The 15,091-nt window shown below is 49.7% G+C and carries 15 protein-coding genes, 1 other RNA gene, 1 pseudogene and 1 riboswitch; of the genes and pseudogenes, 16 read left to right on the top strand and 1 reads right to left on the bottom strand.

What is annotated here, in order from left to right; genetic code table 11:
• Positions 1-12: 12 nt before the first annotated feature.
• The 15 genes and pseudogenes from H1R82_RS06625 to H1R82_RS06555 all read left to right on the top strand — a co-directional run.
• A pseudogene (locus H1R82_RS06625) lies at positions 13-744 on the top strand (AMP-binding protein); the annotation flags it as partial.
• Between the two features lie 86 nt (positions 745-830).
• Complete coding sequence (locus H1R82_RS06620; RefSeq protein ID WP_220214937.1) at positions 831-1,445, top strand: GNAT family N-acetyltransferase; 615 nt, start codon at positions 831-833, stop codon at positions 1,443-1,445.
• Between the two features lie 74 nt (positions 1,446-1,519).
• On the top strand, positions 1,520-2,605 hold the full coding sequence (gene hppD, locus H1R82_RS06615; protein WP_181730922.1) for a 4-hydroxyphenylpyruvate dioxygenase: 1,086 nt from the start codon (positions 1,520-1,522) through the stop codon (positions 2,603-2,605).
• 114 nt (positions 2,606-2,719) lie between these two features.
• Positions 2,720-4,144 (top strand): M1 family metallopeptidase, encoded by a 1,425-nt coding sequence (locus tag H1R82_RS06610; protein WP_181730921.1) that lies wholly within the window; start codon positions 2,720-2,722, stop codon positions 4,142-4,144.
• 170 nt (positions 4,145-4,314) lie between these two features.
• Entirely contained in the window at positions 4,315-5,058 is a 744-nt protein-coding gene (locus H1R82_RS06605) for a tRNA (adenine(22)-N(1))-methyltransferase (protein WP_181730920.1), read from the top strand.
• Positions 5,034-6,143: a Nif3-like dinuclear metal center hexameric protein gene (locus H1R82_RS06600; protein WP_181730919.1), complete on the top strand. Its 1,110-nt coding sequence runs from the start codon at positions 5,034-5,036 to the stop codon at positions 6,141-6,143. The genes H1R82_RS06605 and H1R82_RS06600 overlap by 25 nt, the downstream gene beginning before the upstream one ends.
• Before the next feature lie 69 nt (positions 6,144-6,212).
• Positions 6,213-6,633: RNase P RNA component class A (gene rnpB, locus H1R82_RS06595), an RNA gene on the top strand.
• Between the two features lie 123 nt (positions 6,634-6,756).
• Complete coding sequence (locus H1R82_RS06590) at positions 6,757-7,038, top strand: hypothetical protein (RefSeq protein ID WP_181730918.1); 282 nt, start codon at positions 6,757-6,759, stop codon at positions 7,036-7,038.
• Between the two features lie 205 nt (positions 7,039-7,243).
• Positions 7,244-8,308 carry a M42 family metallopeptidase gene (locus tag H1R82_RS06585; RefSeq protein ID WP_181730917.1) on the top strand — a complete coding sequence of 355 codons (1,065 nt, stop codon included), beginning with the start codon at positions 7,244-7,246 and terminating at the stop codon, positions 8,306-8,308.
• A gap of 237 nt (positions 8,309-8,545) precedes the next feature.
• Positions 8,546-9,151 carry a DedA family protein gene (locus H1R82_RS06580; protein WP_181730916.1) on the top strand — a complete coding sequence of 202 codons (606 nt, stop codon included), beginning with the start codon at positions 8,546-8,548 and terminating at the stop codon, positions 9,149-9,151.
• A gap of 125 nt (positions 9,152-9,276) precedes the next feature.
• Positions 9,277-9,735 (top strand): GNAT family N-acetyltransferase, encoded by a 459-nt coding sequence (locus H1R82_RS06575; RefSeq protein ID WP_181730915.1) that lies wholly within the window; start codon positions 9,277-9,279, stop codon positions 9,733-9,735.
• A gap of 42 nt (positions 9,736-9,777) precedes the next feature.
• A riboswitch (TPP riboswitch) is annotated at positions 9,778-9,879 on the top strand.
• A 73-nt stretch (positions 9,880-9,952) separates the two neighbouring features.
• The gene (locus H1R82_RS06570; RefSeq protein ID WP_181730914.1) at positions 9,953-10,564 is read left to right on the top strand and encodes a thiamine phosphate synthase; all 612 of its coding nucleotides are present in this window, start codon (positions 9,953-9,955) and stop codon (positions 10,562-10,564) included.
• Positions 10,551-11,645 carry a glycine oxidase ThiO gene (gene thiO / locus H1R82_RS06565; protein ID WP_181730913.1) on the top strand — a complete coding sequence of 365 codons (1,095 nt, stop codon included), beginning with the start codon at positions 10,551-10,553 and terminating at the stop codon, positions 11,643-11,645. The genes H1R82_RS06570 and thiO overlap by 14 nt, the downstream gene beginning before the upstream one ends.
• A 15-nt stretch (positions 11,646-11,660) precedes the next feature.
• Positions 11,661-11,864 carry a sulfur carrier protein ThiS gene (thiS, locus tag H1R82_RS06560; protein WP_181730912.1) on the top strand — a complete coding sequence of 68 codons (204 nt, stop codon included), beginning with the start codon at positions 11,661-11,663 and terminating at the stop codon, positions 11,862-11,864.
• A 5-nt stretch (positions 11,865-11,869) separates the two neighbouring features.
• Complete coding sequence (locus H1R82_RS06555; protein ID WP_181730911.1) at positions 11,870-12,637, top strand: thiazole synthase; 768 nt, start codon at positions 11,870-11,872, stop codon at positions 12,635-12,637.
• A 54-nt stretch (positions 12,638-12,691) separates the two neighbouring features.
• On the opposite strand, the gene ftsW is transcribed toward H1R82_RS06555, so the two are convergent.
• Positions 12,692-13,834 (bottom strand): putative lipid II flippase FtsW, encoded by a 1,143-nt coding sequence (gene ftsW, locus H1R82_RS06550; protein ID WP_181730910.1) that lies wholly within the window; start codon positions 13,832-13,834, stop codon positions 12,692-12,694.
• Positions 13,835-13,924: 90 nt separating this feature from the next.
• On the opposite strand from ftsW, the gene rodA reads away from it, so the two are divergent.
• On the top strand, positions 13,925-15,079 hold the full coding sequence (rodA, locus tag H1R82_RS06545; RefSeq protein ID WP_181730909.1) for a rod shape-determining protein RodA: 1,155 nt from the start codon (positions 13,925-13,927) through the stop codon (positions 15,077-15,079).
• Positions 15,080-15,091: the final 12 nt, after the last annotated feature.

The raw sequence follows: 15,091 nt of genomic DNA, 5'->3' as shown, positions 1-15,091 counted from the left end.
AGTTAGTACCACTTAGTTGGCTCCAATTGCCCGATCGAAGTGATGCGCAAAGTGACCGAAGAAATGGGGATCCGCGAAATCACCATTGCTTACGGCCAAACGGAGTCTTCGCCGGTCATCACCCAGACCCGGACGGATGATCCTTTGGACGTGCGTGTGGCCACCGTGGGAAGGCCCTTGCCGCATGTGGAAGTGAAAATCATTGACCCTGAAAGCAAAAAGCCGTTGCCGCCGGGAAAGCAAGGGGAGCTGTGCACCCGGGGTTACCATGTGATGAAAGGCTATTACAAAATGCCTGAAGCGACCCGGGAAGTGATTGATGAAGAAGGATGGCTTCACACCGGTGATTTGGCAGTGGAGAACAAAGACGGAACCTACCGGATTACCGGACGGTTGAAAGATATGATCATTCGCGGGGGCGAAAATATTTATCCGCGGGAGATCGAGGAATTTCTCTATATGCATCCCAAAGTTTTGGATGTTCAAATTGTGGGAGTGCCGGATGAAAAGTATGGTGAGGTTTCGGTGGCTTTCATCCGGAAGAAAGAGGGGGTTAATTGCACGGAAGAGGAAATCATTGAGTTTTGCAAAGGGAACATTGCCCGGTACAAAATCCCTTCCCAAGTCATTTTTGTGGACAAATATCCGATGACTGCCAGCGGAAAAATCCAAAAGTACAAATTGCGGGAAGCCTTTATCCGGAAGGACTTGTCCGCCTACCAACAAGCGGGCGGCCTAGCTTGACCCTTGTCTTTTTTTCGGCTTCCCGGTACATTTAGAATGAATATCACCGGTCTGTATGGATTACAGCAAGAAATGGAGAGTCAGAAATGGAGCGAATCCCTCCGATCTTGATGGATTTTCCGCATTCGTTCGAAACCGAGCGTTTATGGATTCGTTTGCCTTTGCCGGGAGACGGGGAAAAAGTGTATGAAGCCATGATGGAAACCGAGGAGCTTTTGCGCCAATGGATGCCATGGGCGCAAACTCCCCCTTCCAGAGAACAAGCCGAAATCAATGTCAGGCAGGCGCACAGCAAGTTTTTGGAGCGAACCGACTTGCGTTTCCATTTGTTTCACAAAGAGACCAAGGATTTTGTCGGGAGCAGCGGACTGCACCGGATCGATTGGAGCGTCCCGAAATTTGAAATTGGTTATTGGTGCCGCAAGTCTTACATGAGACAGGGGTACATCACCGAAGCGGTCCGGGGGTTGAGCGTATTTGCTTTCGAAATTTTAAAAGCCAACCGGGTGGAGATCCGCTGTGACCAACGCAATGTACGCAGCCGGAAAGTGGCGGAACGTTTGGGGTACCGGTTGGAAGGGATCCTGCGCAATTTTCAAGTATCCCCGGATCGCCAATTGGAAAACACGTGTGTATATGCAATGATTGCGGAAGACTTCTACAGCCTTTCATTACGGAAAAGCGGCGGTGCATCAATGTAGATGCTTGCGCTGTTTTTTTTTACATATTAATCTGTAAATGACAGATTATTTTTTTAAAGGGGGAATATTCTTACATGAGCGATTTCTTCCCAATCCATGATGTAGACTATTTAGAGTATTACACAGGAAATGCGAGGCAGGCGGCATCTTATTTTTGCCAGACATTCGGGTTTCGTCCGGTTGCTTACAGCGGACTGGAAACCGGAAACCGCGAAACCGTTTCGTATCTGGTGGAACAAGGGAATGTGCGCTTTTTGATTACCGGGGCTTATTCGCCGGAGCATGAGATTTCCTCCTTTGTCAGGCAACACGGTGACGGAGTCAAAGATATCGCCCTTTTGGTGGACGATGTGGAAAACGCTTTCAAAGAGGCGATTTCCCGCGGGGGCATTGCCATCAAAGAACCGTATGAATCGAGGGATGAACAAGGAGTTTTGAAAAAAGCCGTCATCGGCACCTATGGGGACACCGTCCATACGCTTGTGGAGCGGAAACATTACAAAGGGTTGTTTGCGCCGGGCTTTGTCCCGTGTGAAATGAACCTTCCCGTGCGGGATGCCGGCATCACCGGTGTGGACCATGTGGTGGGCAATGTGGAAAAAATGGAGACATGGGTGGCTTATTATGAGAAAGTCATGGGATTTAAGCAGTTGATTCATTTTGACGACGAGGATATCAGCACGGAGTATTCTGCGTTGATGTCCAAAGTGATGCAAAATGGATCGGGAAGAATCAAGTTCCCCATCAACGAACCGGCGGAAGGGAAGAAAAAATCGCAAATCCAGGAGTTTTTGGAGTTTTACCATGGTGCGGGCGTTCAACATGTGGCGCTCCTTACCGATGACATTGTGAAAACCGTGGAAACGCTGCAGAAAAACGGCGTGGAGTTTTTGGACACCCCGGATACGTATTATGAAGATTTGTTTGAACGCGTCGGCGATATTGATGAAAAGCTGGATGATTTGAAACGGCTCCGGATTTTGGTGGACCGGGATGATGAAGGATATCTGTTGCAGATCTTCACCAAGCCGATCGTGGACCGTCCGACCTTGTTCTTTGAAATCATCCAGCGCAAAGGAGCCCGGGGATTCGGTGAAGGAAACTTTAAGGCTTTGTTTGAGGCGATTGAGCGGGAGCAGGCCCGGCGCGGAAACTTGTAAAGAGCGGAAAATAATGAGATCTTGAGCTGACAAGACGGCTTTTCTCTGTCATAAATCCTCAATCTTCAGGTCATCCTATGGAAGAATCCAATTGACCAAATTGAGGTGACACAGATGAAACGCCGTTTTTTTTCGCTCGTTCTCTCTTTGATTTTCGCCTCCTCGGTTTTGGCCGGAATGGCAACTCAAGTCAATGCAAGGGAAGGGGTCGCTTACGCCGACCGCCCTTTTTATCAGATGGATACAACGTTTCATCCGGAAAAGGATGAGTTGACGGGACATATGGTGGTCACTTTGCCGGAGAAACGAACCGAACCGCAAAATGAAGTGTATTTCCGGCTTTATCCCAATGCATTTCAAAATTGGAAGCACAAAGTCTCCAAGCCGGAAAAACCGGGTTACATCCGCGTTTTTCATGTGAAAGTGGATGGCAAAAGCGTTGAGCCCGATATCAAGGAAACGGTGATGAAAGTGCAGTTGCCCCGTCCCCTTCAAGACGGACAATCCGCCCGCATTGAGATGGATTTTTTATTGCATTTGCCCCGTGGCGGGATGCGGCTGAACACTTTCAAAAACACGGCCTTTTTGGCTCAGTGGTACCCGATGCTGGCCGTCAGGGATCAACACGGATGGCATACTGAACCGTACACCACGACCGGCGATCCGTTTTACTCGGTGATGTCTGATTTTGAAGTCACTTTCCGCCTCCCCGAAGGTTACCGGGTGATTTCCACGGGAAATAACAAGAATCAACCGGCCGGCTCCAAAATTACCATCAAACAGGATCAAGTCCGCGATTTTGCAGCGGTTTTAACCAAAGATTACCGGTCAGTAAGCGGAAAGTACAAAGACATTCAAGTCAACCTTTGGTATATGAACGGGATGGAGGATGTGGCCAAACCCTTGCTGGAAGCAGCAGTGTCCGGAATGAAATTTTACAGTGAAAAATTCGGGCCCTATCCTTATGACGAAGTCGATGTCGTGCTGGGGGAAACCGGTGAAGGAATCGCCGGGATGGAATATCCGGGCCTGGTGACCTCCATTCCAAAGATCGGGACCAAAAAAGGGATCCAACCGGCAGTCAATGTGGTTGTGCACGAGTTGGCACACCAGTGGTGGTACGGGGTGGTCGGCAACAACCAGGCCAAAGAACCTTGGCTGGATGAAGGGTTGACCACCTTCTCCGAGTTTTTGTATATGGAAGAGAAGATGAAAGAAGATGAACGGGAGCTGTTGGAGAGAGCATCGAAAAAAGCCGATGAAATTCATCAAACGGCGGGGATCAGTTCGGCCCAACCGCTTTATGATTACCCGGAACCGGTGTACGGTCTGATGGTGTACATTCGTCCGGCAGCCATGCTGTATGAACTGATGGACGAAATCGGAAAAGAGAAAGTCCTGGAGATTTTAAGAACCTATTATCACCGGTATCAATACAAAGTCGCCACCACCCGGGATTTTATCCGGACCGCCAATGAAGTGGCCGGCAAAGATTTGACTCCTTTTTTTCAAAAATGGTTGTACTTCAAGGAAGCTTAAATCCCGGAGGAAGGGAACCGGAAACAACCAGGCGAAGGAAGTGATGACCCGTCACTTCCTTTTTTGTTGTCCGGAGACGGCCGAACCAAACCGGTTGCTTTTTTGTTTGGAGGGTTCGTGCTATTATTCTAAGAGGCGTAAAGGTCTAAGTTTCAAGGGGAGGGAAGAGGTTGTCGGATGATCCAATTGTCCTGTCGGCGCGCCTTCAGAAATTGACGGAATGGATCCCGGTCGGGGCGCGGGTGGCAGACATCGGCGGAGATCATGCCTATTTGCTGATTCATCAGGCCAAAGCCGGTTGTTTGTCACATGGAATTGTGGGAGAGTTAAACAAGGGGCCGTTTGAAAATGCCTGCCGGACCATCCGGATGGCGAATGTGGAAAAGATGGTGGAAGCCCGCCTCGGAGACGGATTGTCGGTGTTAAAACCGGGTGAAGTCGATGTGATTGTGATCGCCGGAATGGGCGGGGCTTTGATTACTCAGATTTTAAAAGAGGGCAAAGAAAAGCTGCACGGAGTGAAACGGTTGATTTTGCAACCCAACATCGGCGGCCACAATGTCCGCAGATGGTTGAAAGAAAACGGATTTTGCCTGGTGGATGAATCATTGGTGGAAGATGCCGGCATCTTGTATGAGGCGCTGGAGGCAGAACCTGGTGAGGAAACGATTTATGACGAGATGGGCCGGGAGTTTTCGGAATCCACCTTAATGGAAGTGGGGCCGCTGCTTTTGAAGAAAAGGCATCCGCTCCTGAAAAGAAAAGTAATGCAGGAATGGGAATCGAAACAAAAGGTGTTTCGGTCATTGAAAAACGCGAAATCGGAGACAGCTGTCGCCAAAAGGGAACAGCTGGCGGAACAATTAAAAGAATGGGAGAAGGTGAAAACATGTCTGTTCGCGGAGTCGACCTGATCAAAGCGATGGAATCGTATGCCCCTTCCGCTTTGGCTGTCGAAAAAGACCGGATTGGTTTGCAGGTGGGGGATCCGCAAGCGGAAGTCCGGAAAGTGCTGGTCACCCTGGATGTGAATGAAGAAGTGGTGGATGAAGCGATTCGCATCGGGGCCAATTGGATTGTGGCTCATCATGCGGTGATTTTTCATCCGTTGAAAGAAATCCGGACCGATGAACCGGCCGGCAGAATGTTTGCCAAGTTGTTGGCGCACGGAATCCATGTTTACATCGCACACACCAATTTGGATGCGGCCGTGGGCGGAGTGAATGATGCCTTGGCCGACCGTCTCGGGCTCACTGACACCAGGGTTTTGATCGGCTATAAACAGGATGCATTGAAAAAACTGGTTGTCACCGTGCCGGTGGACCATCACGAAGCGGTGCTGAATGCCATCAGCGAAGCCGGGGCCGGATGGATCGGGAATTACAGCCATTGCACGTTTAATGTGGAAGGAACCGGAACCTTTTTGCCACGCGACGGAGCCAATCCGTTTATCGGTAAAACGGGGGAACTGGAAAAGGTGAAAGAGATCCGTTTGGAAACCGTCATGCCGGCATCGATCGAAAAAAGGGTGCTTGAAGCCATGTTCAAAGCCCATCCATATGAGGAAGTGGCTTATGACATCTATCCGTTGGATTTGAAAGGCGAGCCGCTCGGGTTCGGGCGAATCGGATCCTTGCCGGAAACGATGAAATTGGATGAATTTGCCCGTTTCGTCAAAGACGCTTTTGAATGCGACGGGGTCCGGGTGGTGGGCAACCCGGATAAAGAAATTCGGAAAGTGGCGATTTTGGGAGGTTCCGGTGGCCGTTACCTCCGCGATGTCAAGCGGCAGGGGGCCGATGTGTACATCACGGGGGATGTGGATTACCACACGGCGCAAGAAGTCATCGATTTGGGGATTTCACTGGTGGATCCGGGACACCATGTGGAACATTGGGTGGTTCCGTATGTTTGCAAGGAGCTGGAAAAACGGTTGAACCGCCAGGTTCCGGTCGAACCGTCGAAAGTGAACACCAATCCCTTTCGGTTTTGTGTTTGAACAAGTGGAAAGAGGTTCCTGTTGATATGAACCTGCTTGATTGTTATAATTAAATTTACTGCACAAAGGAAAGTAAACAAGGCAATCGCCGGTGGTGTACCGCAAGGTCCCACGGGAGGAAAGTCCGGGCTCCACAGGGCAGGGTGCCGGCTAACGGCCGGTGGGGGCGACCCTAAGGCTAGTGCCACAGAAATGCAGACCGCCGATGGGGACGAATTTCGTCTCACAGGCAAGGGTGCAACGGTGCGGTAAGAGCGCACCAGCAGCATGGAGACATGCTGGCTAGGTAAACCCCACCCGGAGCAAGACCTGATAGGAGATCAGCATCTTTGGATGCAGCTGTGGCCCGCAGTGATCTCGGGTAGGTCGCTGAAGTTGTGTAGCAATACACAATGTAGATAGATGATTGCCACTCCAATGGGTGGGAGACGTTCAAGCCGTTGCTTGGACCACCCGGAGAACAGAACCCGGCTTATTGTTTGCTTTCCGACATAGCTTGAGAAAAGACGCGAACGCGTCTTTTTTTATTTTTACGGACTTTTGCGGACTTTGAATAGGAATGAACGGGAAGGCCATGCTAAACATAAAATCTTTCAAAATGAGGTTGGTTCAGATGAACGGGGACTTTACATCATACGAGGCTTATTTGGAGCGTTATCAGACATTTTATGATGAAGAATGGAATGACCGCCCTCCCGTGTTGGATCGTGAGCAATTCACCCGCTTGTTCCAGTTGTTGAGAGAAAGTTACCAAACCTATGAAGAAATGCTGCGTATGGGAAAACAGGAGGAAGCGGGGCAGTATTACCGCAGTGTGATTAACGGGTTGGAAAATCAGTTGGCCATCAGTGATGCCTCTGACAATTTCCGCATTCAACTTCTTCATTCGATGTAACTGTCCGGGAAAAACGATGGCTTGGTTTCGGGCCATTGTTTTTTTTCTTTGGCGATAAATTATCTGAAAATTATTACATATGGAAAATGGTTTTGGCAGCAAAGCGCCGGTGATGTGAATTTTTGCCGCGAAACCGGCCGGACCGGGGTATAAATCGGAAAACGTTGCAAAACTTAACAAAAGATGAACATGAAGGAGGATATCTATGCAACTGTTGAAGGAACTTACCGAGGCCAACGGGGTCTCCGGGTTTGAAAAAGAAGTGCGCGAAATCATGAAACGGGAACTCAGCAAAGAAAACGTGGAAATTCAAACCGACGGGCTCGGAGGCATTTTCGGGATTAAAAAAGGGACCAGTGACGGGCCCCGCATTTTATTGGCCGGACACCTGGACGAAGTCGGTTTTATGGTGAATGAAATCACCAAAAGCGGTTACTTGCGCTTCACCCCACTCGGAGGATGGTGGAGTCAGGTTCTGTTGGCACAACGTGTTTTGATCATTACGGAAAAAAGAACTTTTACGGGTGTCATCGGTTCCCGGCCGCCTCATGTGCTGACACCCGAGGAAAAAGGAAAGTTGATTCCGATTCGCGAAATGTTTATTGATATCGGTGCCCACAGCGATGAGCAGGTGAAAGAATGGGGGATCCGCGTCGGGGATCCGGTTGTGCCGGTGTGTCCGTTTGAAATTTTGCCGGATCGCGACACCATTCTGGCCAAAGCGTTGGACAACCGTGTTGGTTGTTACCTGGCTTTGGAAGTGTTAAAACAATTAAGCATGGCAGATCATCCCAATACGGTGATTGCCGGGGCCACGGTGCAGGAAGAAGTGGGCCTCAGGGGAGCGACCACCGCCCCGCGCCTGCTGAAGCCGGACGTTGCGATTGCCCTCGATGTGGGGGTTGCGGAAGATTCCCCGGGCAATGAAGGACAAAACAAAGCCAAGCTGGGCAAAGGCCCGTTGATCACATTTTTGGATGCGACGATGATTCCCAATCTGGCCTTGCGCAATTATGTGGTGAACATGGCCGAAAAACACGGGATTCCTTTCCAAATCGACACGATGACCGGGGGTGGAACCGATGCCGGACAGTTCCATCTCTACGGCAAAGGCGTTCCGTCGATCGTGATTGGTGTGGCTGCCCGATACATCCACAGCCATGTTTCCATGATCAGCAAGAGTGACTTGGATCATGCCGTCCGTTTGCTGGTGGAAGTGGTCAAAGGCTTGAATCATGACCGATACAATGAATTCATCCAATATGTCTGACTTGTACCCTCCTGGGACGGTGACTCCATACCGTCCTCCTTTTATGCTATGATGGAGAAAGATCAAAAGGAATGGGGGAAAAGCAGCAAGACGGTAAGCGAAAGGATTCAGGCGGGATGGTTGATGTCACGGTACTTCCGCCGGGATGGACCGGCGCGGACAAAAAGCAGTATTTTTCAGCATCGGAATTCGTAAGATATGTTTAGAAGGAGACGTGTCCAAAAACGGGGTTGAGTTATGGAACAAGCATTGTATATCTTGCAGGAATACGGGTATATAGGAATTTTTCTGTTTCTGGTGTTGGGGCTGATCGGGCTTCCGTTGCCCGATGAGATTATGTTGACTTTTCTTGGTTATTTGACGACCACCGGACAATTGAATTTTTACCTCACCATTCTTTGTGCGTTTCTCGGATCGGCGGGTGGAATCACCATCAGTTATTTGCTCGGCATTTGGTTGGGATATCCTTTTTTGAAAAAATACGGACCCAAGCTTTTCATTACCCGCCGGCGGTTGCGGATCACGCAGCTTTTGTTCCGTAAATATGGAAACTGGCTGTTGTTTGGTGGGTATTTCATTCCCGGCGTCCGCCATGTCTCGGCCTATTTGGCGGGGATCACCCGGATATCTTATTGGCGTTTTGCCATGCATGCCTATGCAGGCGCTGTTTGCTGGTGCATCGTGTTTATCGGTTTGGGACATCTTCTGGGAGCAAATTGGGAATGGGGCTTTTTTCTGTTGCACAAGTATGGAACACGGATTTTGTTCATCCTGTTGCCGGTTGCTCTGATTTTTGGCGGATGGTATTTTTGGAGTCAAAATAAATCGTTAAACACAAAATAGAAAGTGGCGGACGGTACCATCATCCCCAAAAGAAAGTTGGTGGTGGCTTTTTTATGGAATCCGGCGATTGCTTGTCAAAGGTGGAGGGTTAAAGATATAGTGGAAGAGGTTAAGGAGGGATGGGGATGACGATTCAAATTTTGTCGCTCATGGATGATAAACATCTGATCCAAATTTTATCCACACAACAAGCGGCATATCAGGTGGAAGCAGAGCGAATCCGGTCCTACAATATTCCCACACTGAAAGAAACCATTCAATCCATGCGAAAATCGAAAGAAACGTTTATAGGTATATATAAAAAAGATCAATTGGCCGGTTTTTTATCGTACATAAAAGAGAAAGACCGGATGACGATCTGCCGTCTGGCGGTTCATCCGGACTATTTTCGGCAGGGGATTGCCTCCCGGTTGTTGACGCAGGTTTTAAACCAACCCGGGATCAAAAGTTGGGTCGTGACCACGGGAAAAGAAAATGAGCCGGCCATTCGATGTTATGAGAAGCACGGATTTCAGAAGCAGGAAGAAATCATGACAAGAGAAGGGATTCCCATCGTGCGAATGTTTAAAAAAGTTGACGGGTAGATCATTCTATGTTTAGAATAAAGAAGAAAACATCATATTGAATTTATCCACTAGGGGTGCACGGACGTGCTGAGAGGAACATGGTTCCAACCCTTTGAACTTGAACTGGGTCATGCCAGCGAAAGGAAGTGGGGAAGGTTCGTTATGAAGTTGACTTGACGATGCATAAAAACCGGTATCCCCATGGATGCCGGTTTTTTTGATGGGGGATTTGTTCATGGAATTGCATGTGATATCCAGCCCTTGTCAAACCCTCGGAGATTTGATCGAACAATGGACCCGTTTGGTTCCTTATGCCGATGCTTTTCATCTGCGCTACAAAGATAAAAGAGAAAGGGAAATACTGGAAATGGCCCGTCTGCTTCTGCAAGAAACCCCGATTCCGGCCAAATCGTTGATCATTAACCGGCATGCTGCTGTGGCGGAAGAATTGGGGGCAGGGGGGCTGCATCTGACCGAACAACAAGAGATTTCCCGGGAAATGCTGCAACGGATGCAACAGAAAATGCGGGTGGGACGTTCCGTTCACTCTGTCCGCCGCGCGGTTGAAGCCAAGCGGGAAGGAATGGATTATCTGATTGCAGGGCACATTTTTCCTTCCGCTTCCAAACCGGGATTGCCTCCCTTCGGGGTGGAATCGCTGCGGCGATTGGTACAAGCTTGTTCGCTGCCTGTCATTGCCATCGGCGGGATCGGGCCGGAAAATGTGAATCAAATCCGACAAACGGGTGCTACAGGAGTGGCTGTGATTTCAGCCGTCGCCCATCATCCTTCCCCGGAAGAAGTGGCAAAGGAAATGAAAAGAAGGTGGGTTGATGAAGCACAGTGATGTTTTAATTATTGGCGGAGGGATCATCGGCGGTTCCATTGCTTATCACTTGGCCAAATCGAAAGTAAACGTTGTTATTCTTGAACAAGACCGGGCGGGCGCTCATGCCTCAAGGGCGGCCGCGGGAATGTTGGGAGCCCAGGTGGAGATGCATCAGCCGGGCCCGTTGGCCGATGTTTGTTTAAAAAGCCGGTCCATGTTTCCGGAACTGGCGGAAGAATTGCGGGAACAAACCGGGCTGGATATTGAATTGAACCGTTCGGGATTGATCAAACCCGCCCGGTCAGAAGAGGAAGCGGCCGGTTTAAAAGAACGGATGAAATGGCAAAAAGCTGTCTGGCTGGATCGCAAAGAATGTCTGGAGAAAGAAAAAGGTCTGGGTGAAGAAGTGATCGGCGGCTTGTTTTTTCCTGAAGAATTTCAGGTCTCTGCCCCCCGGTTGACCCAGGCTTTGATCCGGGCTGCGCAACAGCAGGGGGCAGAATTAATCGAAGATTGCAAAGTGATTGATTTTTGCGTCGAAAACGGCCGCATTCGGAAAGTGGTCACCCCGCATGAAGAATGGGCGGCGGACACGGTGGTTCTGGCGACCGGTGCCTGGACGGGGATTGCTTCGCGGCGGCTGGGACTGAACCTGCCGGTTTATCCGGTCAAAGGGGAGTCTTTGGCCTTGAAGACCACCCGCCCGTCCCTGAATCACACGATATTCGGCAACGATGTGTACATTGTGCCAAAAGCAAACGGGGAATGGATCATTGGCGCCACCGAAAAAGTGCATCAGTGGGATCCCGGCGTGACAGCCGAAGCGGTTTACCGGCTCATCGCCGATGCCTCCCGTTACTTGCCCGCTGTCAAAGAATTGAACATCAGCCGGATGTGGGCAAGTGTCCGACCCGGTACGCCGGACAGGCTTCCCGTGATCGGCAGGCTGGAAACCGTCGATCATTGCATTGTGGCCACCGGTCATTTTCGAAATGGCATTTTGCTCAGCCCTTGGACCGGTCAAGTCGTGACCCGTCTCATTTTGGGAGAGACAGAAGAAGAATGTCTCCCGTTCAGTCCCCGGAGGTTTACCGGATGAAAAGGAGGGTGTGCCGTGCAAATTCAGTTGAACGGGGAAAAGCAAACGGTCCCCCCTCATCTGAAAACAGTGGATGATCTCATCAAACACTTCAAATTAAACAGCAAAATTCTTGTGGTGGAACACAACCGCCATGTGCTGACCCGGGAAATGCATGCCACGACCCGGTTGTCGGATGGTGATTGCATTGAAATTGTTCATTTTGTCGGAGGGGGATAAGCCGGATGTTGAAAATCGGAAAACATACTTTTCAATCGCGTTTGTTTCTTGGCACAGGGAAATTTCCCGGTTTGGATGTACAAAAAAAAGCGGTGGATGTATCCGGAACCGAGGTGTTGACTTTTGCGGTCCGCAGAATGAATCTGTATGATCCGGAGCAACCCAACTTCTTGGAAATGCTTGATTTGAAGAAATACAAACTGTTGCCAAATACAGCGGGGGCCACGACCGCGGAAGAAGCCGTACGGATCGCCCGTTTGGCCCGGGCCTCCAACTTGTGCGACATGATTAAAGTGGAAGTGATCGGCGATTCCAAAACCTTGTTGCCCGATCCCGTTGAAACGTTAAAAGCCACCCGGATGTTGGTGGAAGAAGGATTTACCGTTCTGTCTTACACTTCGGATGATCCGGTTTTGGCCCGCAAATTATGGGAAGCCGGGGCTCATGCGATCATGCCCGGAGGGGCGCCGATTGGTTCGGGGCAAGGGTTGTTGAACCCCCTCTATCTGAAGTGGATCATTGAGGATTCGCCGGTGCCGGTAATTATTGATGCAGGAATCGGTTCGCCGAAAGATGTTGCGGAAGCCATGGAATTGGGAGCGGACGGGGTATTGCTCAACACGGCCGTATCTCAGGCGAAAGATCCGGTCAAGATGGCAGAAGCCATGAAATATGCCGTCATGGCGGGAAGAATGGGATATGAGGCCGGAAGGATCCCGAAACGGGAATATGCCAGTGCCAGCAGTTCCGCCGGGGGATTGCCGGCCAATTGAAAATCGCTTAACGAAAAAATCCCCTTGCCGGATGGATCCGGCCGGGGGATTTTTTTAACTATGTACCTGACGAATGGCAGGTGAAGAAAATTTCACTTTGCTTTTTACATTCCGGTAGCGGGAGATGTTCAGCAAAATGCCCAGCGACACCAACTTAAACACGAGTGCCGTTCCCCCGTAACTGATGAGAGGTAGCGGAACCCCGGTCACCGGAAGCAATGCCGTGACCACACCCAGATTGAAAATCGTTTCGATAGCAATCAAAGTGACGATTCCTGTGGCCATCAAGGTTCCGAACTGGTCCGGCGCCTGGATGGCAATCAAAATGCCGCGTACAATGAGCAAGGCAAACAAAGCGATGATGATGAATCCCCCGATAAACCCGAGTTCTTCGGCAATAATCGAGAAGATGAAATCGGTATGGGATTCCGGAAGGTAAGCCAGCTTTTGAATGCTTCTTCCAAGTCCCACCCCCGTCAATCCGCCGGGGCCGATAGCCATGAGGGATTGCATGATTTGATACCCGTCTCCGGTCGGATCACTTAACGGATTGAGCATCGATTGGATCCGGTCGACGCGGTAGTCTCCCAACAGCATGACGCCGATGAGCACGGGAAGGCCGGATAATGTCAATAAAAAAAGATGCTTCAGCCGGGCACCGGCGCAAAAAATGATGGTGAAACATATTCCCATGATAATCACCGTTGCGCTAAAATGAGGCTGTAACATTAAGAGTCCCAAGATCAGAAACAGGACGATCAGGGGAGGAAGCAGACCGCGCCGGAATTCATGCAAGACCGGTTGCTTTTTGACCATGATGGAAGACATGTAAATGATCATCCCCAGCTTGACAAATTCCGAGGGCTGAAAGGAGATGGCCCCGTAACCCAGCCAACGTTGCGCTCCGTTTCTGGCCAGACCGATCATCGGGACGAGGATTAAAAGAATGAGCGAAAGGAGCAAGATCGGGCCGACCCATTTGCGGTAGGTGTGATAGGGGATATTGGAAACCGTAAAAAATAAAATCAAGCCGATCAGGGCGAAGATGGATTGTTTTTTGAAAAAGTAATAGGAATCATGGATGCCCGGATCGATATATCCATTGAAATAACTGGCGCTAAAAACCATGACAAGTCCAATTCCCAACAGCAAAAAGGTGAGAAAAATCAACCAAAAGTCTGGTTTGCCACGCTTCATAGTGAAAATCTCCTTCTGCAAAAGGTTTTGATGTTTCATGCATTATGATAGGATGAAATCCGAGCAGAGAAAAGGAGAATGGAAATCGTGATGAACAAGAAGCATCAAATCCAACAAATTGATTTTGCCACCGTGTTGATCCTCATCCTGCTTGCGGCTATTAGCATAATTGCCATATCGAGTGCGACTTACACCGGAAACCAGGATTTTTACGAAAAACAGATCATGTGGTACATAGTCGGGTTTCTCTGTATGTTCGGTGTTCTCCTGTTTGACTATAAAATTTTGTTACAAGGGAAACTCTTGTACATTTTATACGGGATCGGCATTTTCTTAAATCTGATCGTCATGATCCCGGGCATCGGCCAGGAAGTAAACGGTGCGCAATTGTGGATCCGGATTGGCGGGTTTTCCCTGCAGCCGTCGGAGATGATGAAAATCTTTGTTATCTTGATATTAGCAAAAATGATGTCCCGGAAAAAAGGGGAGATGTGGGAGGATTTTCATACGCTCGGAAAGGGTTTGCTGGCTGCAGGCGTTCCGTTTGTGATCATTTTGATCCAGCCCGATTTGGGTACGGCATTGATCTTGTTGGCCATCACCGCAAGCATTTTACTGGTGGGCGGCTTGCACTGGAAATGGTTGGTTGGCGGTCTGACGGCGATTGCAATCGTCGTCGGTTCGGTCATTTTTCTTTATCTGACGGATTCTCCTTTGCTCCACCTCTTGTTGGCGGATCATCAGATTGAACGGATCCAGATCTTTTTGGATCCGGCATCCGATCCGACGGGAGCCGGTTACCAGGCAACCCAGGCCAAAATCGCCATCGGTTCGGGAATGCTTTGGGGAAAAGGTTATCAACAGGGAACGCAAGCACAGGGCAACTGGATTCCGGAACCCCACAATGATTTCATCTTTGCGGTGATTGCCGAAGAGTTCGGCTTTTTGGGCGCCGGGTTCCTGCTCGCTTGTTACTTGATGTTGCTGTACCGCTTGATTCGCATTGCACTCAAGTCGGCCAACTTGTTCGGTACCTGCATCGTTTGCGGAATCGTTGGTATGTTTGCTTTCCAAATATACCAGAATATTGGAATGGCGATCGGTTTAATGCCGATTACCGGAATCCCGCTTCCGTTCATCAGTTACGGAGGCACTTCCATTGTCACGCAACTGGTGGCGATCGGTTTGGCATTGAATGTAGGAATGCGATCCAAGGCGGAACAATTGCAATTTACCATTCATTAGAGGAGGCGAATG

Source organism: Thermoactinomyces intermedius, from assembly GCF_013912365.1.
Lineage (GTDB): Bacteria > Bacillota > Bacilli > Thermoactinomycetales > Thermoactinomycetaceae > Thermoactinomyces > Thermoactinomyces intermedius.
This window is presented reverse-complemented; position numbering and strand designations above follow the sequence as displayed.

Coding starts and splice junctions, on each gene's coding strand:
- H1R82_RS06610 (WP_181730921.1), top strand. CDS start 2,720: ATGAAACGCCGTTTTTTTTCGCTCGTTCTCTCTTTGATTTTCGCCTCC.
- hppD (WP_181730922.1), top strand. CDS start 1,520: ATGAGCGATTTCTTCCCAATCCATGATGTAGACTATTTAGAGTATTAC.
- H1R82_RS06590 (WP_181730918.1), top strand. CDS start 6,757: ATGAACGGGGACTTTACATCATACGAGGCTTATTTGGAGCGTTATCAG.
- H1R82_RS06555 (WP_181730911.1), top strand. CDS start 11,870: ATGTTGAAAATCGGAAAACATACTTTTCAATCGCGTTTGTTTCTTGGC.
- H1R82_RS06600 (WP_181730919.1), top strand. CDS start 5,034: ATGTCTGTTCGCGGAGTCGACCTGATCAAAGCGATGGAATCGTATGCC.
- H1R82_RS06580 (WP_181730916.1), top strand. CDS start 8,546: ATGGAACAAGCATTGTATATCTTGCAGGAATACGGGTATATAGGAATT.
- H1R82_RS06620 (WP_220214937.1), top strand. CDS start 831: ATGGAGCGAATCCCTCCGATCTTGATGGATTTTCCGCATTCGTTCGAA.
- H1R82_RS06570 (WP_181730914.1), top strand. CDS start 9,953: ATGGAATTGCATGTGATATCCAGCCCTTGTCAAACCCTCGGAGATTTG.
- thiO (WP_181730913.1), top strand. CDS start 10,551: ATGAAGCACAGTGATGTTTTAATTATTGGCGGAGGGATCATCGGCGGT.
- H1R82_RS06585 (WP_181730917.1), top strand. CDS start 7,244: ATGCAACTGTTGAAGGAACTTACCGAGGCCAACGGGGTCTCCGGGTTT.
- ftsW (WP_181730910.1), bottom strand. CDS start 13,834: ATGAAGCGTGGCAAACCAGACTTTTGGTTGATTTTTCTCACCTTTTTG.
- H1R82_RS06575 (WP_181730915.1), top strand. CDS start 9,277: ATGACGATTCAAATTTTGTCGCTCATGGATGATAAACATCTGATCCAA.
- rodA (WP_181730909.1), top strand. CDS start 13,925: ATGAACAAGAAGCATCAAATCCAACAAATTGATTTTGCCACCGTGTTG.